19 protein-coding genes and 1 pseudogene are annotated in these 22260 nt (G+C 71.5%); 9 read left to right on the forward strand and 11 right to left on the reverse strand.

The features are described 5' to 3' along the window. Nucleotides 1-261: 261 nt before the first annotated feature. Nucleotides 262-933, reverse strand: a complete 672-nt coding sequence (gene nucS, locus ABZ893_RS11420; protein ID WP_361400491.1) for an endonuclease NucS — start codon at nt 931-933, stop codon at nt 262-264. 290 nt (nt 934-1223) lie between these two features. On the opposite strand from nucS, the gene ABZ893_RS11425 reads away from it, so the two are divergent. Beyond that, entirely contained in the window at nt 1224-1616 is a 393-nt protein-coding gene (locus ABZ893_RS11425; RefSeq protein ID WP_361400493.1) for an SCO5389 family protein, read from the forward strand. 102 nt (nt 1617-1718) lie between these two features. Here ABZ893_RS11425 and ABZ893_RS11430 read toward each other — a convergent pair whose 3' ends face one another. Further along, nucleotides 1719-2747, reverse strand: coding sequence for an LLM class flavin-dependent oxidoreductase (locus tag ABZ893_RS11430; RefSeq protein WP_361400495.1), 1029 nt, complete (start codon nt 2745-2747; stop codon nt 1719-1721). A gap of 198 nt (nt 2748-2945) precedes the next feature. Between ABZ893_RS11430 and ABZ893_RS11435 the strand changes: the two genes are divergently transcribed. Beyond that, entirely contained in the window at nt 2946-3287 is a 342-nt protein-coding gene (locus ABZ893_RS11435; protein ID WP_361400498.1) for an ATP/GTP-binding protein, read from the forward strand. 10 nt (nt 3288-3297) lie between these two features. Here the strand turns inward: ABZ893_RS11435 and ABZ893_RS11440 are convergent, their stop codons facing one another. The 7 genes from ABZ893_RS11440 to mce all read right to left on the reverse strand — a co-directional run bounded on the left by ABZ893_RS11440 (nt 3298) and on the right by mce (nt 13438). Further along, a complete protein-coding gene (locus ABZ893_RS11440; RefSeq protein WP_361400501.1) occupies nt 3298-4155 on the reverse strand; it encodes an ABC transporter permease in 858 nt (285 codons plus the stop codon). After that, on the reverse strand, nt 4152-5324 hold the full coding sequence (locus tag ABZ893_RS11445) for an ABC transporter ATP-binding protein (protein ID WP_361400504.1): 1173 nt from the start codon (nt 5322-5324) through the stop codon (nt 4152-4154). Before ABZ893_RS11445 ends, ABZ893_RS11440 begins: the two co-directional genes overlap by 4 nt. Before the next feature lie 123 nt (nt 5325-5447). After that, nucleotides 5448-6218, reverse strand: a complete 771-nt coding sequence (locus ABZ893_RS11450; protein WP_361400507.1) for an ABC transporter permease — start codon at nt 6216-6218, stop codon at nt 5448-5450. 3 nt (nt 6219-6221) lie between these two features. After that, a complete protein-coding gene (locus ABZ893_RS11455; protein WP_361400510.1) occupies nt 6222-7220 on the reverse strand; it encodes an ATP-binding cassette domain-containing protein in 999 nt (332 codons plus the stop codon). A 130-nt stretch (nt 7221-7350) separates the two neighbouring features. Then, a complete protein-coding gene (locus ABZ893_RS11460) occupies nt 7351-8286 on the reverse strand; it encodes a cellulose-binding protein (protein ID WP_361400513.1) in 936 nt (311 codons plus the stop codon). Nucleotides 8287-8469: 183 nt separating this feature from the next. Continuing rightward, nucleotides 8470-12789 (reverse strand): polarized growth protein Scy, encoded by a 4320-nt coding sequence (scy, locus tag ABZ893_RS11465; RefSeq protein WP_361400516.1) that lies wholly within the window; start codon nt 12787-12789, stop codon nt 8470-8472. 208 nt (nt 12790-12997) lie between these two features. Further along, nucleotides 12998-13438 carry a methylmalonyl-CoA epimerase gene (gene mce / locus ABZ893_RS11470; protein WP_361400519.1) on the reverse strand — a complete coding sequence of 147 codons (441 nt, stop codon included), beginning with the start codon at nt 13436-13438 and terminating at the stop codon, nt 12998-13000. 137 nt (nt 13439-13575) lie between these two features. On the opposite strand from mce, the gene ABZ893_RS11475 reads away from it, so the two are divergent. The 3 genes and pseudogenes from ABZ893_RS11475 (at nt 13576) to ABZ893_RS11485 (ending at nt 17283) form a co-directional block, all read left to right on the forward strand. Continuing rightward, nucleotides 13576-14778 (forward strand): acetyl-CoA C-acetyltransferase, encoded by a 1203-nt coding sequence (locus ABZ893_RS11475; RefSeq protein WP_361400522.1) that lies wholly within the window; start codon nt 13576-13578, stop codon nt 14776-14778. Between the two features lie 62 nt (nt 14779-14840). After that, nucleotides 14841-15797 (forward strand): methylmalonyl Co-A mutase-associated GTPase MeaB, encoded by a 957-nt coding sequence (gene meaB, locus ABZ893_RS11480; RefSeq protein WP_361400525.1) that lies wholly within the window; start codon nt 14841-14843, stop codon nt 15795-15797. Between the two features lie 358 nt (nt 15798-16155). Further along, nucleotides 16156-17283, forward strand: a pseudogene (locus tag ABZ893_RS11485) (MFS transporter). Nucleotides 17284-17296: 13 nt separating this feature from the next. Here ABZ893_RS11485 and ABZ893_RS11490 read toward each other — a convergent pair. Further along, on the reverse strand, nt 17297-18025 hold the full coding sequence (locus tag ABZ893_RS11490; RefSeq protein WP_361400528.1) for a PepSY domain-containing protein: 729 nt from the start codon (nt 18023-18025) through the stop codon (nt 17297-17299). A 139-nt stretch (nt 18026-18164) separates the two neighbouring features. Between ABZ893_RS11490 and ABZ893_RS11495 the strand changes: the two genes are divergently transcribed. Further along, on the forward strand, nt 18165-18833 hold the full coding sequence (locus tag ABZ893_RS11495) for a response regulator transcription factor (protein WP_361400531.1): 669 nt from the start codon (nt 18165-18167) through the stop codon (nt 18831-18833). Continuing rightward, a complete protein-coding gene (locus tag ABZ893_RS11500) occupies nt 18830-20284 on the forward strand; it encodes a HAMP domain-containing sensor histidine kinase (protein ID WP_361400534.1) in 1455 nt (484 codons plus the stop codon). The genes ABZ893_RS11495 and ABZ893_RS11500 overlap by 4 nt, the downstream gene beginning before the upstream one ends. 58 nt (nt 20285-20342) lie before the next feature. On the opposite strand, the gene ABZ893_RS11505 is transcribed toward ABZ893_RS11500, so the two are convergent. Continuing rightward, nucleotides 20343-20819 (reverse strand): MarR family transcriptional regulator, encoded by a 477-nt coding sequence (locus tag ABZ893_RS11505; protein WP_361400537.1) that lies wholly within the window; start codon nt 20817-20819, stop codon nt 20343-20345. Nucleotides 20820-21529: 710 nt separating this feature from the next. Between ABZ893_RS11505 and ABZ893_RS11510 the strand changes: the two genes are divergently transcribed. Together ABZ893_RS11510 and ABZ893_RS11515 are read left to right on the forward strand one after the other, a co-directional pair. Further along, on the forward strand, nt 21530-21874 hold the full coding sequence (locus ABZ893_RS11510; protein WP_361400540.1) for a DUF3817 domain-containing protein: 345 nt from the start codon (nt 21530-21532) through the stop codon (nt 21872-21874). Continuing rightward, complete coding sequence (locus tag ABZ893_RS11515; RefSeq protein WP_361400543.1) at nt 21871-22170, forward strand: MTH1187 family thiamine-binding protein; 300 nt, start codon at nt 21871-21873, stop codon at nt 22168-22170. The genes ABZ893_RS11510 and ABZ893_RS11515 overlap by 4 nt, the downstream gene beginning before the upstream one ends. Nucleotides 22171-22260 lie beyond the last annotated feature (90 nt).

Here is a 22260-nt window from a genome sequence, read left to right on the forward strand (position 1 = left end):
GCGCAGAGCAGCACGTCCGCTCTGCCGGGCACCCGGTCGCACCGACGGCTTCGTCGACGATCTGAGGGTCGCCGCAGCAGCACCCGTACGTGGGCCGGCGGAGCAGCTCCCGTAGCCGGCGCCGCAGCACCGTGACGCCCCGCAGCCCCCATAACACCGCCCGTCACCCGTAACGCCCCGCGCACGCACACCCCCCCCCACGCAGGCAAAAAGGGCCGGGTTCCATCAGGAACCCGGCCCTCTGTCGAGACGACGTATCGGTCAGAACAGGCGGAGCTTGTCGTCCTCGATGCCGCGGAGGGCGTCGTAGTCCAGGACCGTGCAGCCGATGCCGCGGTCCGTGGCGAGGACGCGGGCCTGGGGCTTGATCTCCTGGGCGGCGAAGATGCCGCGCACCGGGGCGAGGTGCGGGTCGCGGTTCAACAGCTCGAGGTAGCGCGTGAGTTGCTCGACGCCGTCGATCTCACCACGCCGCTTGATCTCGATGGCGACGGTCGCCCCGTCGCCGTCCCGGCACAGGATGTCGACCGGCCCGATGGCCGTCGGGTACTCGCGGCGGATGAGCGTGTAGCCCTCGCCGAGGGTGTCGATCCGGTCGGCGAGCAGCTCCTGGAGGTGCGCTTCCACGCCGTCCTTGATGAGGCCCGGGTCCACGCCCAGCTCGTGCGAGGAGTCGTGGAGGACTTCCTCCATCGTGATGATGAGCTTCTCGCCCGCCTTGTTGATGACGGTCCAGACGCCGCTGTCGTCGCCCGTGCCCTCCTTCAGGGTGCAGGGCGGCGACATCCAGTTGAGGGGCTTGTAGGCCCGGTCGTCCGCGTGGATCGAGACGCTGCCGTCCGCCTTCACGAGGATCAGGCGGGGGGCCGACGGGAGATGGGCGGTGAGCCTGCCCGCGTAGTCCACGGAGCAGCGGGCGATGACGAGACGCATGGTCGGCAACGCTACTCGACGCGGACGGGTGCACGCGATTCTCCCTCCCGTCGCCGGCCGGCGACGGCACACCGCCCGCTTCCGTCTCGCCCGTATTTGACCCGTTTCATCATTGGCTGGTTGTGGCCTGACGGAGTGTGCGATCCCCTGTCGCGGGCAGCAGAGGGTGCTTAACGTATAAGCGGGAGGTCGCGACGCCTGTACGCAGCGTGGTCGTGGTCGTGTGCCGTCGCGGACTCCTTACCTGTCCGTCAGCCCCTGCTCCCCGTGGGGGTGCGAGAGGAGAACCCATGTCGCTCGACGTCTCACCGGCACTGTTGGAGCAGGCCGAGCGAGGCGAGGTCGACGAAGCTGACTTCGTCGACTGCGTCCGGACCTCCCTGCCTTACGCATGGGAGATGATCAGCTCCCTGGTGGCCCAGCTGAAGGTCGACGGCGGTGACTTCGCCGACAACCAGACGCCTCCGCCGGACGAGCAGGCACGCGGGCAACTGCTGCGTGCGCTCGCGAGCGACGCGATTCGTGGCGCGCTGCAGCGGCACTTCGGTGTACGGCTGGCCTTCCAGAACTGCCACCGCGTGGCCGTGTTCCCGCAGGACCCGTCGGTGGACGACACGCTGGCCCGCTTCACGTCGGTCCGTAACCAGCTGTTGAACCAGTCTCCGGAGTTCCGGGACTGCTGACAGCCGGCTGATGCCGCGATCGGACGGCCCGCCGCTCCGCACGAGGGACATGTACTCGTACGGGGCGGTGGACCGTGCGCCGCACGGCCGCCGCTGCGGGGTTCAGCGCAGCCGGGGGAGTACCTCGGCGCCCAGCCTGCGTACGTTCTCCTCGGTGGCCGCGAGATCGCCGGAGCCCTCGACGAGCAGTGCGAACCGCGTGATGCCCGTGCGCTCCGACGTCGCCGCGAGCCGGTCGGCGCACTGCTCGGGAGTGCCCACCGGGTGCAGCCCGCACAGCAGTTCCGTGTACGCGACCGGATCGCGCATGGACCGGATACGGCCGTCCACCGTGACATGTGCGTCGAGGCCTTGTTTCAGCCAGCCGGGCATCGCCTTGACGAGGGTCTCCCGCGCCTCCGCCGCACGGTCCCCGATCTGGGCCACGCCCGCCGATACGTGCGGGGCGCGGCGGATCTCCTCCGGGGAGCGGCCCGAGGCCCGCGCGTGCGCGCGCCACAGGGCGATCATCTCCGCCTTCTCCTCGTCGTCGGCGTGCATCCCGAGCAGCATCGGGAGCCCGCGCTCCGCCGCGAGGCGCACCCCGCCGGGCGAGGTGCAGGCGACCACCACCTCGGGCCCGCCGGGGGAGTCGATGGCCTCGTCGGGACGCGGGACCACGGAGACCTCACGGAAGCTGAACCGTTCCCCCTCGCCGCCGACGCGGGGTTCGCGCAGCCAGCGCAGCAGCAGGTCGAGCGACTCCGGGAACCCCTTCTCGTACGCCGCCAGGCCCGAGCCGAAGACCTCCAGGTCGACCCAGGGGCCGCCGCGTCCGACGCCGAGCGAGAAACGGCCGCCGGACGTCAGGTGCAGCAGCGCCGCCTGCTCGCCGAGGGCGACCGGGTGGGCGGTCGGGAGCACGCTCACCGCCGTGCCGACGCGGATGCGCCGGGTGCGGCCGAGCAGCAGCGCGGCGAGCGTCACGGCCGACGGACAGGTGCCGTACGGCACGAAGTGGTGCTCCGCGAGCCAGACCGAGTCGAGCCCGGCCTCCTCGGCGACCTCGGCCGACCGCACCGCCCGGTGCAGCGCCTCCCCCTGGCCCTGGCCGGGGAACTGGGCCGCCAGTACAAAAGTTCCTACGCGCATCGCACTCCTGCCTTCCTTGGCGTCGACGCGGCATTCACCTCATGGGCATTAACGGCTGACAAGTGCCAAGGGCACGGCTTCGCAGGGAGATTGGCAGATTTTCCGGAGAACCCATGAGAGAGACGGTGTGCGGGTACCCGCCCGGCGTCCCGCGTACGCTGGACGGTGACCGCCTGTACCAGTCCTGGAGGAGAGCCGGTGTCACCGCGTCGAAACCAGTCGTCGCCCCGTCGCGGCGGCCGCCCGTCCAGCACTCCGCGGGACGAGGAACAGGGCGACCGCTACGGCGGTTTCCAGCGCACCGAGAGCTGGCAGGGCGACGAGTGGAGCGTGCGCCACGTCGCGGGCGCGAGCGCCGCCGGCAAGACGTACCGCTGCCCCGGCTGCGACCAGGAGATCCCCTCCGGGGTCGCGCACGTCGTGGCCTGGCCCGAGCACTCGGGCGTGGACGAGCGCCGGCACTGGCACAAGGCCTGCTGGAACGCGAAGGACCGCCGCACCACACGGGTGCAGCGGTCCAAGAACGCACCGCGCTACTAGCGGCAGTTGTTCACACGTCACGCTTCTCGAGCAGGGCGAACGCTCCGATCACGGCCGCGGCCGTGACGCCGACGAGCAGCCACACCTGCGATCCGCCCGAACTCCCGCCGTCCGCACCGAAGATCTTGGCCAGCGAGTTGATGGCGTTGTAGTCCTGCATCTTCTCGCCGATCGCCCGCGTGCTCCGCGAGATCATCAGGAAGACCGGCAGGATCGACGGCAGCAGCACGATGCCGAGCATCGCGGTGATCGCGCCCGCGGAGTGCCGCAGCATCGACCCGACGGCGAGGCCGAGGACGCCGAGCAGGGACACGTAGAGCGCGCCCTTGAGGACTGTGCCGCCCCAGGTCGGGCCGCCCGGCTGGGGGCCGCCGTGCATCAGCGACGTCAGCAGGCCCACAAGGAAGATGCAGACCGCCGAGACGACGAACGAGACCGCGAAGAACACCAGGATCTTGGCGGCGAGCACGCGGTAGCGCTGCGGGGACGCGGTGAACGTCGTACGGATCATGCCGGTGCCGTACTCCGACGACGTCACCAGGACGCCCAGCGTGATCAGGCAGATCTGGCCGAGGATCAGACCGATGAACGCCGGGAAGGTGAACGGCAGTTCGCGGTAGTTCATGTCCTCCGTCTGGGAGGAGACGAGCAGGCCGAAGGCGATGACCAGGAACACGAAGATGCCGAGCGTCCACATCGTGGAGCGCACGGACCTGATCTTCGTCCACTCCGAGGAGAGCGCGTGCCCCAGGTGCGTGGGCGTGACCGGGATGGGCGAGGTGTACGAAGTGCCGGGCGCGCCCTGCCAGTTGGGCGCGCTCTGCGGGGCGTAGGCCTGCGGAGCCGGCTGCGGGGGCGGCGTCGTCATCGGGGGTCCTCGGGCTTGTTCAGGTCGGCGGGGGCGGGCGCGGGGGCGGCGGGCTGCTGCTGTGGCGTGGCGTACGGGTTCGGGGCGCCCGCGGGTGCCTGCGGCGAATTCTGGCCACCCGCGAACGGCCGGCCGCCGTGCTGGGGCGGCGGCGGTGCGTACCAGTCCGGCTGGCCCTGGCCGGGCGCCGGGAACTGCTGCTGCGGCATCGCGCCCGGCGGCAGCTGCTGCTGGAGGCCGGCCCGCTGGTCGGCGGTCGAGCGGTAGTCGACGGCGCCCTGCGTCATCCGCATGTACGCCTCCTCCAGGGACGCCTGGTGCGGCGACAGCTCCCAAAGGCGGACGTCGGCGCCGTGCGCCAGGTCGCTGATGCGGGGGAGCGGCAGGCCCGTGACGCGCAGCGCGCCGTCCTGCTCGGGCAGGACCTGGCCGCCGGCCTCGGTCAGGGCGGCCGTCAGCTTCTCGCGCTGCTGCGGCTCCGTGTCGGGGGTGCGTACGCGGGCGAAGTCGGCGGAGTTGGTCGAGATGAAGTCCCGCACGCTCATGTCGGCGAGGAGCTGCCCGCGGCCGATGACGATCAGGTGCTCGGCGGTCAGCGCCATCTCGCTCATCAGGTGTGAGGAGACGAAGACCGTACGGCCCTCGGCGGCGAGCGACTTCATCAGGTTCCGGACCCAGAGGATGCCCTCCGGGTCGAGGCCGTTGACCGGCTCGTCGAAGAGCAGCACCTGCGGGTCGCCGAGCAGCGCGGCCGCGATGCCGAGGCGCTGCCCCATGCCGAGCGAGAAGCCCTTGGACCGCTTCTTCGCCACGTCCTGGAGACCGACGACGCCCAGCACCTCGTCCACCCGGCGGGCCGGGATGCCGGACAGCTGCGCGAGGCAGAGCAGGTGGTTACGGGCGTGCCGGCCGCCGTGCACCGCCTTCGCGTCGAGCAGGGCACCGACCTGGCGCGGGGCGTTGGGGAGCTTGCGGTACGGGTAGCCGCCGATCGTCACCTGACCCGTGGTGGGCTCGTCGAGGCCGAGGATCATGCGCATGGTCGTCGACTTGCCGGACCCGTTCGGACCCAGGAAGCCGGTGACGGTGCCCGGCCGGACCTGGAAGGAAAGGTTGTACACGGCTGTCTTGGCGCCGTAGCGCTTCGTCAGGCCGACTGCCTCGATCATTCACCGCACCCATCGAAAGGTTCAGGACATCGGGGCACACGCCCCCGTAAGGGTTAGGAGGCTATCGGGGCGCTCACGGTTCCGGCCAAGAAGAGGCAAAGTCGGCGGGTCCGCCCGCCCGGCCTACGCGTCCCGCCTCTTGAGCAGTACAAACCCGAAGAACAGCGCCACGAGCACCCAGATCACCATGATCCCGAGGCCGCCCCACGGCCCGTACGGGGTGTCGTCGCCGACCGGCGTCACCACCTGCATGATCTTGCTGCCGGCCTGGTCGGGCAGGAACCGCCCGATCTTCTTCGTGGCCGAAACCGCGCCGAGGATGTTCGAGATCAGAAAGAAGAACGGCATCAGGATGCCCAGCGACAGCATCGGACTGCGCAGCATCGACGCGACACCCATCGAGAACATGGCGATGAGCGTCATGTAGAGCCCGCCCCCGATGACCGCCCGCAGCACCCCGGGATCACCGAGCTGCGCCTTGTACGAGCCGAGCGCCGCCTGTCCGAGGAAGAACGCGATGAAGCTCGTCGCGAGACCCACGACGAGCGCCAGCGCGGTGGCGACGGCGATCTTGCTGAACAGGAACGTGCCGCGTTGGGGCACCGCCGCGAGCGACGTACGGATCATCCCGGTGCTGTACTCGTTCGAGACGACGAGGACCCCGAACACGATCATCGCGAGCTGCCCGAGACTCATCCCGGCGAAGCTGATGAACGTGGGGTCGAAGCCCATCTGCTCCTTCGTGCTCATGTTCTTGAACTCGTTACGGGACAGGGTCGAGATCAGGAACCCGAGCGCGATCGTCAGGACGGCCGCCAGACTGAGCGTCCACACCGTCGACGCGACGGACCTGATCTTCGTCCACTCGGACCGGAGAACCTGGGTCGCGGCCATCTCTCAGGCTCCCTTGCTCTTCGCGCGGTCCCACTCCTCGCCCCAGCCCTGCTGTGGCGGCGGTGGCTGCTGGATCATGGGCGGCGCCATCCCGGGCTCCGTGTGCGCGTGGTATTCGACCGACTCGGCGGTGAGCCGCATGAATGCCTCCTCGAGCGACGCCTGCTGGGGGCTCAGCTCGTGCAGGACGAGCTGATGGGAGGCCGCGAGCTCACCGAGCTGCTCCGGACTCCCGCCGTCCACCTCAAGGGCCCCGCCGCCCGCCTCGACGACCATGATCCCGGCCTCGTGCAGCACATCGAGGAGCCGCTCCCGCTGCGGCGACCGCAGCCGGACGTACGAGCGGGAGTTCTGCCGGATGAAGTCGGACATCGAGGTGTCCGCGAGGAGGTGGCCCTGGCCGATGACGACGAGATGATCGGCGGTCAGCGCCATCTCGCTCATCAGGTGCGAGGACACGAACACGGTGCGGCCCTGCGCGGCGAGGGACTTCATCAGGTTGCGGATCCAGTGGATGCCCTCGGGGTCGAGGCCGTTGACCGGCTCGTCGAACATCAGGATCCGCGGGTCGCCCAGCAAGGCGCCCGCGATACCGAGCCGCTGGCCCATACCGAGCGAAAAGCCCTTCGCCTTCTTCCGGGCCACGGAGGTCAGCCCCACGGTGTCGAGCACCTCGGCGACGCGGGCGCGCGGAATGCCGTTGCTCTGCGCCAGGCACAGCAGGTGGTTGAACGCGCTGCGCCCGCCGTGCATCGCCTTCGCGTCGAGAAGGGCGCCGATGTACGTCAGCGGGTCCTTCAGCTGCGCGTAGTGCTTGCCGTCGATCCGCACGTCGCCGGAGGTCGGGTTGTCGAGCCCGAGCATCATCCGCATCGTCGTCGACTTGCCGGCGCCGTTCGGGCCGAGGAAACCCGTGACGATGCCCGGTCTGACGGTGAACGTGAGGTTGTCGACAGCCAGCTTCTCGCCGTACCGCTTGGTCAGCCCCGAGAGCTCGATCATGCGGCCACGCTAGAACGGACGAGGGCCCCCTGCCACCGGAATGACAGAGGACCCTTTAGCGCCCTGCAAGGGGCGCGGGGCACTGCGCGACCAGCCCCAGCCGGGCCCGCAGCTACCCCACAAACCTCACCTACCGGCTCTGCTGAGCCGGAACCCCACGCGAAATGGGCTCATCCTCGGCCGGAGCGCCGGCCGCCGCGACCGCCGCACCCGTGAGGGTCGCAAGCATCTCGCGCACGTTCGTGAGCTGAGCGTTGATCGAGTCACGCCGGTTCGTCAGCGCAGCAAGCTCACGCTCCGATTCCGAACGGATCCGGTCGGCCTTGGCATTGGCGTCGGCCACGATGTCCTCGGCCTGGCGCTGAGCCGTCTCCACCGTCTGACGGGCGCGGCGCTCGGCGTCGGTGCGCAGCTTCTCGGCCTCCAGGCGGAGCTGCTCCGCGCGGTGCTCGATCTCCGCGAGACGCTTCTCGGCCTTGGCCTGACGGGAAGCCAGGTCGCGCTCCGACTGCTCGCGGCGCTTGGCCAGGTTCGTCTCGAAGTCCGCGGCGGCCTGGGCGGCCTTGGCGCGGGTCTCCTCGAAGAGGGCGTCCGCCTCCTCGCGCTTCGACTGAGCGTCCTTCTGGGCCTCGGCGCGCAGCGTGCCCGCCTCGTTCTTGGCCTTCTCGACGATCCGGACGCCCTCGTCCTCGGCCTTCGCCTTGCGCTCGGCCGCGAACGCCTCCGCGTCGTTGCGCACCTGCTGGGCCGCCGACTCGGCGAGCTCGCGGTGCTGCTCGGCGGCGCGACGGGCCTCCTCGCGCAGGTCCTTCGCTTCCTCCTCGGCGAGGCGGAGGATCTTCTCGACGCGCGCGCCGAGGCCGGCGTACGACGGCTCCGCGTCGTTCACCTGCGCCTGGGCGTTCTGCGTCTCGAGGTGGAGTTCCTCGATGCGCTTCTCGAGAGCGGTGATGCGGGCAAGAGCGCTGTCACGGTCGGAGACGAGCTTGGAAATGCGTTCGTCCACCTGCGCGCGGTCGTACCCACGCCGCACAAGCTCGAAGCCGTAGGGGGAAGTGTCGCTCATGGGGTTCCTGTCAAATGAGACCGGTGAGGTGATAGGGGGAATCCTAGGGGTCAAGGCGGCGTGTCATCGAGCAGATGCCCGTTTGATCTGGAGAATGACACCCCTTTTGAGTGGCTAACCTCAGGATGGCTTGCGTGCGGCAGCCCCGAAGGTCCTTGTGAAGCACGCCTGTTGCCGTTCTGGCTACCCTTCCGACCCCTTGCCACCCGATCGGGTAGCTCCCGCAGAGGCCCCCGCCTTGACGGCACCGTCCTTGGCGCCGGCGCCGCCGGACGGGGCCTCGAAGGACTCCAACGCCTCCAGGACGTCCTGGACACGGGAGATCTCGGCCTGGATGTCCTCGCGGCGGCGCACCAGGATCTCCAGCTCGCGCTTGCCCTCGTTGACGGTGCGTTCGGCCTCGGCCCGCGCCTCGTCCCGGAGCCGCTCGGCCTCGCGCGTCAGCTCGGTCTTCTTCGCCCCGGCCTCCTTGAGCAGGCCCTCGGCCTTCTTCACGGCGGAGATCCGGACCTTGCTCGCCTCCGAGTTCGCTTCCGCGACCATCTCCTTGGCCTTCGCCTCGGCCTCGGCGAGCTGTTCCTCGGCGGCCTTGACCAGCGCGTCGCACCGCTCGCCCGCCGTCTTCATCGTCTCGGCGGACTCGCGCCGCGCCCGCTCGTGCAGCTCGTCGATCTCGCCGGTGACACGGTCGCGCAGCTCCTCGGCGCGCTCCCGGATCGCCGTCGCGTCGCGGCGCGTGCCGACCAGGAGTTCGTCGGCGTCCGTGCGGGCCTTCTCCACCAGGGTGTTGCCCTCGACGGTCGCCTCGGAGACCAGCCGGTCCGCCTCCTTGCGGGCCGCGCCGACCATCGTGTCGGCCTGCGTCTCCGCGTCCGCGGTCGCCTTGAGCGAGGCCTGCCGGGCCTCGGCGGTCAGCTTCTCGGCCTCCGCCGAGGCCTCCGTGATGAGCTTGTCGACCTGCTCGGCCGCCTCGGAGCGCCGCTTGTTGGCGTCCTTGCGGGTCTCGTCGAGGGTCCGCTCCGCTTCGGCGCGGGCCTCGGACGTGAGCCGCTCGGCCTCGGCCGCGGCGTCCGCCTTGACGCGCTCCGACTCGCTGCGGATCCGCTCGGCGTGCTGCTGCGCGGAGCCGACGGTCTCGGCGGCCTCGGCCCGCAGCCGCTCCGCGTCACTCGTCGCGTCCGCGATGAGCTTCTCGGCCTTGGCGGTCGAGTCGGCGCGTACGCGCTCCGCCTCGGTCAGGGTCTCGTTGGTGAGTTGCTCGGCGGCTGTCGTGGACTCGGCGTGGAGTCGGGCGGCTTCGGTGGTGGCGTCGCCGACGAGCTGCTCGGCGCGGGCGACCGATTCGGTGCGTACACGCTCCGCTTCGGTGTTCGTCTCGTCGGTGAGCTGCTGGGCGGCGTCCGTGGCGTCGCCGACGAGCTTTTCGGCGGCGGCCGTGGACTCTGCGCGGACGCGCTCGGCCTCCGCCTGCGTCTCGTTGGTGAGTTGCTCGGCGGCGGCCGTCGACTCGGCGTGGAGTCGGGCGGCTTCGGTGGTGGCGTCGCCGACGAGCTGCTCGGCCTTGGCCGTCGACTCGGCCCGGACGCGCTCCGCTTCGGTGTTCGTCTCGTCGGTGAGCTGCTGGGCAGCCTCCGTCGCGTCGCCTACGAGCTTTTCCGCCGCGGCCGTCGACTCGGCGCGGACGCGCTCCGCCTCCGCGTTCGTCTCGTTCGTGAGGCGCTCGGCCTCGCTCGTGGCCTCCGTGATGAGGGCGTCCGCCTGCGTGGCGGCGTCCGAACGGATGCGGTTGGCGTCCTCGCGGGCGTCGGCCCGGGTGCGGGACGCGTCCTGCTCCGCCGACGCAAGCCGCTCCGAGACCTCGGTACGGACCCGCTGCGCGTGCTCCGACGCGTCGGAACGCATCCGCTCCGCCTCGGTGATCGCCTCCGAAACCGTGCGCTCCGCAAGGGACTTGGCGGCCTCCGACTCGGCGGCGGACTCGGCGCGTACCCGGTTGGCGTCCTCGGTGGCGCGCTCGCGCTCCGCGTACGCGTCGGCGCGGACCCGGTCGGCCTCCTCTTGCGCCTCGGTCCTGGTGCGCTCGGCCGCGTGCTCCGCCGCGCTGCGCAGACCGGTGATCTCCTCCTGGGCCTGCTCCTGGAGCCCGGCCACGGAGTCCCGCACCTGCTGAGCGGTCTGCTCGGCGGCGCCGACCATCTCGGTGGCCCGCTTGTCGGCCTCCTCGACGAGCCGTACGGCCTCGGTCTGCGCCTCCTCGACACGGGCGCGCGCCACCGCGAGGAGTTCCTCGCTCTGCTCGCGGGCCCGCTCGCGCTCCTGGTCGGCCTCCTGGCGCGCGGAACCGAGGGTCTCCTCGGCCTCGCGGCGCCGCCGGGTGGCCTCGTCCTGGGCTGCGGACAGCGCCTCGGCGGCCTCGGTCGCGACCCGCTCGGCGGCGGCAGCGGCCTCCGCGCGGACGCGGTTCGCGGTCTCCTGCGCCTCCGACTTCAGCCGCTCGGCCTCGGTCGCCGCCTCCGTACGCAGCCGTACCGCGACGTTCTCCGCCTCGGCGCGGGTCTCGGACGCGTCCGACGCGGCCTCGTCCCGGAGCCGGTCGGCCTCCGTCTCGGCCTGCGCCTGGAGCGTACGGATCCGCTCGGCGGCCTCCGCGCGCAGCCGGTCGCTCTCGTCCGACGTCTCGCGGCGGATGCGCTCCGACTCGGCCCGCGCGTCCGTGAGCGTCGTCTCGGACGCCGTGAGGCGCTGCTCGGCCTCCGTGTGCAGCCGGGTCAGCTCCTCGGCGGCCTCCGCCTGCCGGGCAGCGACGGCCCGCTCGGTCTCCTCGCGCAGCTCCTGCGCCGCCCGCTCGGCCTCGGCCTGGGTCTCCTCGGCCTGCTCGGCGGCCTCCTCGCGGTGCCGCTCGGCCTCGGCGCGGGTGCGCTCCAGGGTCTCCTCGGCCTGCTTGCGCAGGTTCGTGGCGCGCTCGATGGCCTCGGTGCGGACCCGCTCGCTCTCGGTCGCCGCGCCGGAGCGCAGCTCGTCCGCGTCGGCCTTCGCCTTGGCCAGCAGCTCCTCGGCGGTCCTGGCCGCCTCCTCGATCTGCTGGACAGCCTCGCGCCGGGCCTCGCTGCGGATGCGGTCGCCCTCGTCGACCGCCTCGGACCGCAGCTGCTCGGCCTCGCCGCGCAGCCGCCGCGCCTCCTCCTGGAGCTCGACGGTCTTGGCGCGGTAGTCCTTGGTGTCGTCCTTCGCGGCGCCCTTGAGCTGCTCGGCGATGTCGTGCGCCTCGCCGCGCAGCCGGTCCGCCTCGGCCTCGGCCTCCGTGCGAAGCCGCTCGGCCTCCTCGGCGGCGGCCTTCGTGGTGGCCTTGGCGTCCTCGGACGCCTTGTTGAGGACCTCTTCGGCCTGCCGGGCGGCCTTCGCGAGCTGGGAGGCGGTCTCCTCGGCCGTGACGTTGCGTGCCTTCTCGCCGGCCTCGGCGAGGATCTTCTCGGCCTGCTCCTCGGCGTCCGTGACCACCTGCTCGGCCTCGGACCTGGTGGCCTCGGCCTCCTTGGTGGCCTCCGAGACGAGCCGCGCGACCTGCTCCTTGGCCGTACGCGTGCGCTGCTCGTTCGTCGACTCGGCGGTCGCGAGCTGCTTGGCCGCGGCCTCCTTCGCCTCGGTGACGACCTTCTCCGCCGTCGTACGGGCCTCACGCAGCGCCGTGTCGGCCTCGGCCATGCGCTGCTCGGCGGCACGGCTCAGCTCGGCGGACTGGCGGCGGGCCGTGTCCGACTCCGTGGCCGTCGTCGAACGCAGCTGCTCGGCGTGCTCGGTGGCCTCCTGCGCCTGCGTCGACGCGGCGTTCAGCAGGCGCTCGGCGTCGGCGCGGGCGCGGCGCAGCAGGGCCTCGGCCTCGCCGCGGGCGGACTCGGCCTCCGACGTCAGACGCTGGCGGGCCTCGGTGGCGACGCGCTCGGCCTCGGCGCGGGCGGTGGCGAGGGACTGGTCGGCCTCGGCGCGGGACTCGTCGAGCAGCCGGCGGGCCTGCTGCTCGCTGCGGGTGCGCAGCTGCTCGGCCCACGCCACGTTCTCGTTGACGTGCGCCTCGACGGTCTGGCGGCGCTCGGCCAGCTCCTGGTCGAGCTGCTGGCGGCGCGAGACGGCCTCGGAGTGCAGCTCGGACTGGAGCCGGGACTGCTGCTCGGCGTGCTCCTGGAGGATGCGCTGCGTCTGGGCGCGCGCGTCGCGCAGTTCGCGCTCGGCGTCGGCGCGCATCTGGTCGGCCTGGGTCTGCGCGTTCCGCAGCAACTGCTCGGCCTGGTACCCGATGTCACCGCCGTCGTAGGCAGGACGGGACGCGAGGTTGCGGCGCGCCTCGTGCAGCTTGGCGCGCAACACCTCGACCTGGTAGCCCAGGTCTTCGGCGTGCTGGACCGCCTTCTCCCGCTCGGTCTTCAGCCGGTCCATCTCGGCCTCGAACCGCGAGAGATGGTCGGTCTCAGCCGGCCGCCGGCTGTCCTGGCTCTCGTAGCCCCGCACTGCGCGGTCCCATCCGTCCCCTGGTCGCAAGTCTTTCCGAACGAGCACCGTCCGTCCGCCGAACGGGGCCCCCGGGGAATGGTGTCAGATCAACGGCGGGGCATGGCCTGCCGCCCCGTCACCCGCCCCTCGAAACCCGGACCCCGGCCCGCGGCCGTCCGGGTGACGGACGGCCGCCCCCAACCCTACCGGCCCGGATATACGGAGGTCAGTGCTCCGGTGACTCGGCCGGTGCCGAAGTGACCAGTTCGGTCAGGACGCCGTGGCAGTCCTTGGGGTGCAGGAAGGTGATCCGGGACCCCATCGAACCGATGCGGGGCTCGTCGTAAAGGACCCGTACGCCCTTGCTCCGGATGTCCGCGGAGTCGGCGTCGACGTCCGCCGTGCCGAAGGCGATGTGGTGCACGCCCTCGCCGTTCTTGGCCAGCCACTTTCCGACCGCGGAGTCCTCCCGGGTGGGCTCGAGGAGCTGGAGGTAGGAGGCACCTCCGTCACTCGTCTCATTGATCTTGAGCATGGCCTCGCGCACGCCCTGCTCCTCGTTCACCTCGGAGTGGAACACTTCGAAGCCATAGGTAGCGCGGTAGAACTCAACCGTCTTGTCGAGGTCGAAACAGGCGATTCCGATGTGGTCGATTCGCGTCAGCATGAATCAAGTGCAGCGCGGTCAGTGGTGGTTACGCAACGTGCGCGCGATCACACCGTTCGGCCGGTGACGGGCGCCGTACCGCTCAGTACATTCGAGTAAACCCTCGTTCACTCCTCATCCCCAAGGGGCCGTGCCTCATGTCTGGAACGACCGGTACCACGTCAGTGATCGTCGCGGGCGCCCGTACGCCCATGGGCCGACTGCTCGGCTCGCTGAAGTCCTTCTCCGGAGCCGACCTCGGAGGGTTCGCCATCAAGGCGGCGCTCGACCGGGCCGGGATCGGCGGAGACCAGGTGCAGTACGTGATCATGGGTCAGGTGCTCCAGGCGGGGGCAGGGCAGATCCCCGCGCGCCAGGCCGCCGTCAAGGCCGGCATCCCGATGAACGTGCCCGCGCTCACCATCAACAAGGTGTGTCTCTCGGGCCTCGACGCGATCGCGCTCGCCGACCAGCTGATCCGCGCCGGTGAGTTCGACGTCGTCGTCGCGGGCGGCCAGGAGTCGATGACCAACGCCCCGCACCTGCTCCCCAAGTCCCGTGAGGGCTTCAAGTACGGCGCCGTCGAGATGCTCGACGCGATGGCGTACGACGGCCTGACCGACTCCTTCGAGAACATCCCGATGGGTGAGTCGACGGAGAAGCACAACACCCGCCTCGGCATCCCGCGTGCCGAGCAGGACGAGATCGCGGCCCAGTCGCACCAGCGCGCCGCCGCCGCCCAGAAGAACGGCCTGTTCGAGGCCGAGATCACCCCGGTCGAGATCCCGCAGCGCAAGGGCGACCCGGTCCTGTTCAGCAAGGACGAGGGCATCCGCGCCGAGACGACCGCCGAGTCCCTCGGCAAGCTGCGTCCGGCGTTCGCGAAGGACGGCACGATCACGGCCGGCTCGTCCTCGCAGATCTCCGACGGCGCCGCCGCCGTCGTCGTCATGAGCAAGACGAAGGCGCAGGAGCTGGGCCTCGAGTGGATCGCCGAGATCGGCGCCCACGGGAACGTGGCGGGCCCCGACAACTCCCTCCAGTCGCAGCCGTCGAACGCCATCCAGCACGCCCTCAAGAAGGAGGGCATCGGCGTCGAGGACCTCGACCTGATCGAGATCAACGAGGCCTTCGCGGCCGTCGCGTACCAGTCAATGAAGGACCTCGGCGTGTCCTCGGAAAAGGTGAACGTCAATGGTGGCGCGATTGCCCTGGGTCACCCGATCGGGATGTCCGGCGCCCGCGTGGTCCTGCACCTCGCCCTGGAGCTCAAGCGGCGCGGCGGCGGTGTCGGTGCCGCGGCCCTGTGCGGCGGCGGCGGTCAGGGCGACGCGCTGATCGTCCGGGTCCCCAAGGCGTAACACGGCGGGCCGGTCCCGCCGCTGTATGTCGTCGGTACGGAAATTCACTGAACGGAGCTGTGATGCAGGACGTCCCCACCCTGGTGGCCCAGGCCCGGGAAGGCCGGCCAAGGGCCGTGGCCCGGCTGATCTCCCTGGTGGAGGGGGCGTCCCCACAGCTGCGTGAGGTGATGGCGGCGCTCGCCCCGCTCGCCGGGCACGCGTACGTCGTCGGGCTCACCGGCTCGCCGGGCGTCGGCAAGTCCACGTCCACGTCCGCGCTGGTCAGCGCGTACCGGCGGGCCGGGAAGCGGGTCGGCGTGCTCGCCGTCGACCCGTCGTCCCCCTTCAGCGGCGGCGCCCTCCTCGGCGACCGCGTCCGCATGTCGGAGCACGCCTCCGACCCGGGCGTCTACATCCGTTCCATGGCCACGCGCGGGCACCTGGGCGGGCTCGCGTGGGCCGCACCCCAGGCGATCCGGGTGCTGGATGCGGCCGGCTGCGACGTCGTCCTCGTGGAGACGGTCGGCGTCGGCCAGTCCGAGGTCGAGATCGCCTCCCAGGCCGACACGTCCGTCGTCCTCCTCGCCCCCGGCATGGGCGACGGCATCCAGGCGGCCAAGGCCGGAATCCTGGAGATCGGCGACGTCTACGTCGTCAACAAGGCCGACCGCGACGGCGCGGACGCGACCGCGCGCGAGCTGAACCACATGCTGGGCCTCGGTGAGTCCCGGGGCGCCGGCGACTGGCGCCCGCCCATCGTGAAGACGGTCGCGGCGCGCGGCGAGGGCATCGACGAGGTCGTCGAGGCGCTGGAGAAGCACCGGGCGTGGATGGAGGAGCGCGGCGTCCTCCAGGAGCGCCGCCTCGCCCGCGCGGCCACCGAGGTCGAGACGATCGCCGTCACGGCCCTGCGCGAGCGCATCCAGGACCTGCACGGCGACCGCCGCCTCAGCACGCTCGCGGAACGCATCGTGGCGGGCGAGCTGGACCCGTACCGGGCGGCGGACTCGCTGGTGGAGGGGTTGCGGGGGGCCTGACGCTCCTCGGGGGCGGGGCTGCGGGGGGCCTGACGCTCCTCGGGGGCGGGGCTGCGGGGGGCCTGACCTTCCTCGGGGAGGGGCCGCGGGGGCCTGACGCTCCTTGGTGGAGGTGCCGCTCCGTGGCCAACTCCCTTTACCCGCTGGTATGTTGAAGTCATGTTCCACCTCTGTGCCTAGGGCACGCCGAGGCCGCGGCCACCGTCGAACGGTGCTGCCGCGGCCTTCCGCGTCCGCGAGCCCTTCTGCCTGAGGAACTCCCTTGTCGTACGCAGCAGTTCTGCGTGTCCCGTATGCCCGCCGCACGTTCGGCGCCGCCCTGCTCGGGCGGCTCTCCTACGGGACCGTGTCCCTGTCCCTGATGCTCGCCCTGAAGTCCGCCACCGGCTCGTACGCCGTCGCCGGCACCGTCATGGCCCTCTTCGGCGCCGCGAGCGTCTTCCTCTCCCCGCTGCGCGCGCTCTGCGTCGACCGGTACGGGCCGCGCCGCGCGCTCCTGCCGATGGCGGCGGCGTACGCGGTGCTCCTGTGAGGGCTCGCCGCCGCCACCTGGCGGCCGGGGGCGCCCGGCCCGCTGCTCGGCGTGCTCGCCGTCGCCGCCGGGTCGTGCACCCCGCCGCTCGGGCCGACGATGCGGACGGTGTGGAGCGAACTCGTAGGCGGGGAAGCGGAGTTGGTCCAGCGCGCGTTCAGCCTCGACGGCGTGGCGGAGGAGCTGCTGTTGCTGTCCGGTCCGCTCGTCGTGGGCGTGGTCGTGCAGTTCGCGCCGGCGGCGTTCGGGGTCGCTCTGAGCGCGGGACTGGTCGCCGTGGGCACGGCCGCGTTCGTGGCTTCGCCTGCCATACGGGGAGTCCCGGGCCGGGCTGTGCGAAGCCGTGGCCGTACGAGTCCGGTACGCGGTCTCGCGCAGCCCGTCGTTGCTGTGTTGGGGGTCGGGCTCGCCCTCGGCGCCCTCGACCTGCTCGTCCTCGCCTTCGCCGACGCCCGGCAGCACTCCGACGCCGTGGCCTGGGTGATGGCCGCGCTCTCGGCGGGCAGCGCGGTCGGCGGCCTGGTGAACGGTGCCGTGAGCTGGTCGGCGCCCGCCCGCGCCCGGCTTCCGTTTCTGGCGGCGGGGCTCGCCGTGACGCTCGGGGCGGCGGCGTTCGCGCCCGGTCTGGTGACGCTCGGCGCGGTGGCGGCCTGCGCGGGGCTGTTCGTCGCGCCCGCACTCACCACCGCGTACCTCGTGGCCGACGAGACGGCCGGACCGGCGTTCCGCACGCAGGCCGGGGCCTGGGTCAACACGGCCGTGAACGCCGGTCTCTCGGCCGGCACGGCGGGCGCGGGCCTTCTGGTGGCCCGCCTCCCGCTCACCGCCTGCTTCGCCCTGGCCGCGGCGGCACCGGTCGCGGCGGCGCTGTGGGGCGTACGGGGTGTGCGTACCGTGCGAAAGGCCGCGCCCGGTACCCGGACGCGGCCTCACGCGAAGACAACTCAGCTGTGAGTTGAGCCCGGCGTCAGTCGTCGTCGCCGTCGTGACCGCGACCGTGGTCGTCGTCACCGGCCTCGTGACCCCGCGCGTGGTCGTCCTTCGTCCGGTCGTGCTTCGCCTTGTCGTCGTGGGACGCGCTGTCCTGCGTCACCGCGCCCGACCCGAGGTCCACACGCCACTCCGAAGCGGTGCCGTCGGCGGCCGTGGTCTCGGCCTCCCACGCGGGCGTCTTGCCGTCCTCGCCGAGGCCGATCTCGGTGACCGTGCCCTTCGCGGCGGCGGCGCGGGCCGCGTCCTGGGCCGTCGTCTTCGCGCCCTTCAGGGCGGCGCTCACGCGGGCCGTGTCGTCGTGGCGGTCCGCGCGGGAGCCGGTGACCTTGCCGGTGGCGGCGTCGACGGTGACCTCGTGCCACGCCGAGCCGTTCAGGACCTCGACCTCCCAGACGACGCTGTTGTTCTTGCCGCCCAGCTCGGCGGAGACCGCGGTGCCGGGGGCGGACTTGAGGGCGGCGGCGATGGCGTCCGCGGCGTTCACCTTGGCGGCCTTCACCTCCGCCGCCTTCTCCTTGGCCTCCGACTTCGCCTCACCGGCGTCGTCACCGCGGTCGTGGTCCCCCCGGTCCCCCCGCGAGTGCGCCGAGGACGACTTGCCCGAGTCGTTGTCGTCGTCGCCCGCCACCGCCACGGCGGTCGCGGTGCCGCCGCCGATCAGGGCTGCGGCGACAACGGCGGCGATCACGATCTTGCGCTTCATGAGGGGTCCTCCCCGAACGTTTCCCGGCCCACCGGACCGGCCGGTGCGCTTCGACGAGGACCAATGTGGCCGAGCGATGCTGAAGCCCCGCTGAAGAACCCTGAAGAGCGCTTCAGGTTCGCTCTGAGAACCTGCACGTATGCGCCTGCTCATCGTGGAAGACGAGAAACGCCTGGCCCTCTCGCTGGCCAAGGGCCTGACCGCCGAGGGCTACGCCGTCGACGTCGTCCACGACGGCCTCGAAGGGCTGCACCGGGCGGGCGAAGGCGCGTACGACCTCGTCGTCCTCGACATCATGCTGCCGGGCATGAACGGCTACCGCGTCTGCGCCGCCCTCCGCGCCGCCGGGAACGACGTACCGATCCTCATGCTGACCGCCAAGGACGGCGAGTACGACGAGGCGGAAGGCCTCGACACCGGCGCCGACGACTACCTCACCAAGCCGTTCTCGTACGTCGTCCTCGTCGCCCGCGTGAAGGCGCTGCTGCGGCGGCGCGGCGGCAGCGCGGGCGGCTCGCCCGTCCACACGCTAGGCCCGCTCAAGGTCGACACCGCGGCCCGCCGCGTCCTGCGCGGAGAGGCCGAAGTGCCGCTCACTGCAAAGGAGTTCGCGGTCCTGGAGCACCTGGTCCTACGCGCCGGAGAGGTCGTCCCGAAGGCGGACATCCTGGAGCACGTGTGGGACTTCGCGTACGAGGGCGACCCGAACATCGTCGAGGTCTACGTCAGCACCCTGCGCAGGAAACTGGGCGCCGAACTGATCAGGACCGTGCGCGGCGCGGGCTACCGCCTGGAGGTGCCGCGATGAGACGGCGGCTCTTCGGTTCCGTACGGGCCAAGACCACCCTCGGCGCGACCCTGGTCGTCGCCGTGGCCCTGCTCGCCGCCGGCGCCGCCGTGCTGCTCGCCCTGCGCGCCAACCTCACCGGACAGGCGACGAGCGAGGCCGAGTCGTCGGCCCGCCAGGTCGCCGTGTCGATCGCGACCGGCACCGCACCCGCCGCCCTCGAACTCCCCGACGGCGAGGACACCCCGGTCCAGGTCGTCGACAGCGACGGCCGACTCCTCGCGGCCAGCCACGATCTTGAGCGGATCAGCGGGACCGGCGAATCCGCCGTCAAGCCTGTGACCCCGCCGGTCGCTCACAGCAACAGCGGCGACGACGACGGCGGCAGTGACCGGCACGGCGGACGCCGAGGCGGGAACGACGACAATTACGCGTTCGGGCAGATCACCGGCCACGCCAGGCTGAGCGCGGGCTCGGCCACCGTGGACGGCAGCACCGAGAACTACCGGTTCGCCGCCCTCGACGTGAAGAACACCCGGCAGGGCGACCTCACCGTGTACGCGGGCGCCCCGCTCTCCGCCGAACAGGGCGCCGTCCGCACCGCGCTCACCGTCATGCTCATCGGCTTCCCCGTGCTGCTCGGCGTCGTCGCCGCAGTGACCTGGCTCGTGACCCGCAGGGCGCTGCGCCCCGTCGAGGGCATCCGCAGCGAGATGTCCGCGATCACCGCGTCCCAGGACCTGGCGCGCCGGGTGCCGGAGCCGGACACGTACGACGAGGTGGCGCGCCTCGCGCGGACCACGAACGAGACGCTCGCCGCCCTGGAGACGTCGGTGGAGCGCCAGCGGCGGTTCGTCGCCGACGCGTCGCACGAGCTGCGCAGCCCCATCGCGTCGCTGCGCACCCAGCTGGAGGTGGGCGCGGCCCACCCGGAACTGCTCGACGTGGACGGGGCGGTGGCCGACACGGTCCGGCTCCAGGAACTCGCCGCCGGACTGCTGCTGCTCGCCCGGCTCGACGCGGGGGAGCGGCCGGCCGGTACGCGGATCGACCTGGCCGCCCTCGCCCGGGAGGAGCTGTCGCAGCGCCCGGCGGGCCCCGCCGAGGTGGAGACGCATGTGACGTCGGTCGAAGTGGCGGGCTCGCGCGGCCAGTTGGCGCGGGTGCTCGGGAATTTGCTGGACAACGCGCAGCGGCACGCCCGGTCCCGGGTCGAGGTCACCGTACGGGCCGAGGGGGCGTGGGCGGTCGTCGAGGTCGGTGACGACGGCGCGGGTGTGCCGGAGGCCGAGCGGGAGCGGATCTTCGAGCGGTTCGTACGGCTCGACGACGCGCGGGCCCGGGACGACGGCGGGGCGGGTCTGGGACTCGCCATCGCCAGGGACGTCGCCGTACGGCACGGCGGCGCCCTGACGGTCCGCTCGTCGCCCGGGGGCGGCGCGCTGTTCGAACTCAGACTGCCGGTGGCCTGACGGGTCGGGTCAGGTCGCCGGGGAACGGGGGAAGTCGGCGGTCTCCCGTTCCCGTGAGCTACGGCTTGCCGCGCTGCGCACGCAGGTGGTCGGCGATCGGGTTCAGGGCCTTGTGCAGGGCGTCGAGCTGCTCCGCGGAGATCAGGTCCACGAAGTGCCGTCGCACGGACGCCACGTGGTGCGGGGCGACCTTTCGCATGGTCTCCATGCCGTGCTCGGTCAGCACGGTGAACAGGCCACGGCGGTCGGACACGCAGTTCTCGCGGCGGACGAGTCCGGCGTTCTCCATGCGGGTGATCTGGTGGGAGAGCCGGCTCTTGGACTGCAGGGTCGCGGTCGCGAGGTCACTCATCCGCATCCGGTGGTCGTCGGACTCGGAGAGATACACGAGGATGTCGTAGTCGTTCATCGTCAGACCGAACGGCTGGAGATCCTTCTCCAGCTGATAGGTCAGCATCCTGTTGACCTCTACATGGGTGCGCCAGGCGCACTGTTCCTCATCTGTCAGCCAGCGTGTGGCCGTCTCGGTCTCCATAGTGTGATTCTACCTAAGAAGTTGAATTTCGAACGAAAGTGGGGGGTGTGACGCGTCCCACTCCGGCTGACGTAAAGGGGTCACGCGTTCGACGTCACACTCCGCAGATTACCGCTCACCGTCCGGAGTGGCGGCGGCGGTGACGGAGCTGACTGGGAAGGCACGGTGCGTTCGACGGCCGTTCGGGCGCCCTTTGTCAGCCTTTGTCGCTCGCCGGTAGCGCCGTCCGGCCGGTTGTCCGATCGACGGACGACGCCTTCGAGGGTCGCTGCACTGTCGCACGCCGACCGCTCTGCCTCTCGCGCCGACGATTCATCTCCGCCTCGCGGGGCCGCGCCGGATGCCTGTCGTTGCACGTAGATCGACGATCACGCGGGTCGGGGGCCGGAGGTGATGACGGGATGGGTGGCGGGCTCGCCGCAGCCGGTGCTCCCCGGCCGAGATGGGGCGCACGCTTCGCAGGGGCGCGTACGCCCGCTCGGGGCCGCCGCCCCCGCGCCCCCGCCGGAAGGGCCGGAGAGCGCGATTCGCCCCGGCGCGCGACTTGGCTGAAAAGTGAACGGTCCGCCGGAGGGTGGGCGGGATCACTCGCCCGAACCAAACCCTGAGCGGCCTCCGGGAAAACCCCGGTGCGACAATGGGCAGCGCTTGTGCTCTCGTTCACAAGATCAGTCGCCCTCCTCCTCACCTCTTCTGCCGAAGGTGCCCCCGTGGACATCAAGACCGCCTCCGCACTCCGTCGACTCCGCCTCGTCTCCGCCCCGGAGGCCGTCTCCTTCCTGCTGCTCCTCGTCTGCTCGGTGCTGAAGCGGACCACCAGCTTCGACGCCGTCCCGGTGATGGGCATGGTGCACGGCGTCCTGTTCATCCTCTACGTGATCTTCTGGCTCGACGCGTGGAACCGTACGAAGTGGGACGCCAAGACCGGCATCATCTACTTCGTGCTCTCCGTCCTGCCGACCGGCGGTTTCTTCGCGGAGCGCAAGCTGAAGCGTGAGGCCGAGTCCGCGGTGATCGCGTCCCGCGCCCGCCAGGAAGGGGTCGTGAACGCATGATCGTCGCCTTCTCCGTGTCCCCGCTCGGTGTCGGCGAGGACGTCGGCGAGTACGTCGCCGACGCCGTGCGCGTCGTCCGTGAGTCCGGGCTGCCGAACCGCACCGACGCGATGTTCACCACCATCGAGGGCGAGAGCTGGGACGAGGTGATGGACGTCGTGAAGCGCGCCGTCGCCGCCGTCGAGGCGCGGGCGGGCCGCGTGTCCCTCGTGCTCAAGGCCGACATCCGCCAGGGCGTGACCGACGGCATGACCTCGAAGGTCGAGACGGTGGAGCGTTTCCTCGCCGCCGAGTGACGTGACCGTCCCGTAGGTGAAGCCCCGACCCGTGAGGGCCGGGGCTTTCGCGTTCCCGGCGGGCGGTCAGTACCGAGGGGCGAGACGGGG

Source organism: Streptomyces sp. NPDC046821 (assembly GCF_040645335.1).
Classification (GTDB): Bacteria; Actinomycetota; Actinomycetes; order Streptomycetales; family Streptomycetaceae; genus Streptomyces.

Bases quoted from the DNA above. Each gene is read 5' to 3' on its own strand.
- nucS (WP_361400491.1), bottom strand. From the start codon at position 933: ATGCGTCTCGTCATCGCCCGCTGCTCCGTGGACTACGCGGGCAGGCTC.
- ABZ893_RS11425 (WP_361400493.1), top strand. From the start codon at position 1,224: ATGTCGCTCGACGTCTCACCGGCACTGTTGGAGCAGGCCGAGCGAGGC.
- ABZ893_RS11430 (WP_361400495.1), bottom strand. From the start codon at position 2,747: ATGCGCGTAGGAACTTTTGTACTGGCGGCCCAGTTCCCCGGCCAGGGC.
- ABZ893_RS11440 (WP_361400501.1), bottom strand. From the start codon at position 4,155: ATGACGACGCCGCCCCCGCAGCCGGCTCCGCAGGCCTACGCCCCGCAG.
- ABZ893_RS11445 (WP_361400504.1), bottom strand. From the start codon at position 5,324: ATGATCGAGGCAGTCGGCCTGACGAAGCGCTACGGCGCCAAGACAGCC.
- ABZ893_RS11450 (WP_361400507.1), bottom strand. From the start codon at position 6,218: ATGGCCGCGACCCAGGTTCTCCGGTCCGAGTGGACGAAGATCAGGTCC.
- ABZ893_RS11455 (WP_361400510.1), bottom strand. From the start codon at position 7,220: ATGATCGAGCTCTCGGGGCTGACCAAGCGGTACGGCGAGAAGCTGGCT.
- ABZ893_RS11460 (WP_361400513.1), bottom strand. From the start codon at position 8,286: ATGAGCGACACTTCCCCCTACGGCTTCGAGCTTGTGCGGCGTGGGTAC.
- mce (WP_361400519.1), bottom strand. From the start codon at position 13,438: ATGCTGACGCGAATCGACCACATCGGAATCGCCTGTTTCGACCTCGAC.
- ABZ893_RS11475 (WP_361400522.1), top strand. From the start codon at position 13,576: ATGTCTGGAACGACCGGTACCACGTCAGTGATCGTCGCGGGCGCCCGT.
- meaB (WP_361400525.1), top strand. From the start codon at position 14,841: ATGCAGGACGTCCCCACCCTGGTGGCCCAGGCCCGGGAAGGCCGGCCA.
- ABZ893_RS11490 (WP_361400528.1), bottom strand. From the start codon at position 18,025: ATGAAGCGCAAGATCGTGATCGCCGCCGTTGTCGCCGCAGCCCTGATC.
- ABZ893_RS11495 (WP_361400531.1), top strand. From the start codon at position 18,165: ATGCGCCTGCTCATCGTGGAAGACGAGAAACGCCTGGCCCTCTCGCTG.
- ABZ893_RS11500 (WP_361400534.1), top strand. From the start codon at position 18,830: ATGAGACGGCGGCTCTTCGGTTCCGTACGGGCCAAGACCACCCTCGGC.
- ABZ893_RS11505 (WP_361400537.1), bottom strand. From the start codon at position 20,819: ATGGAGACCGAGACGGCCACACGCTGGCTGACAGATGAGGAACAGTGC.
- ABZ893_RS11515 (WP_361400543.1), top strand. From the start codon at position 21,871: ATGATCGTCGCCTTCTCCGTGTCCCCGCTCGGTGTCGGCGAGGACGTC.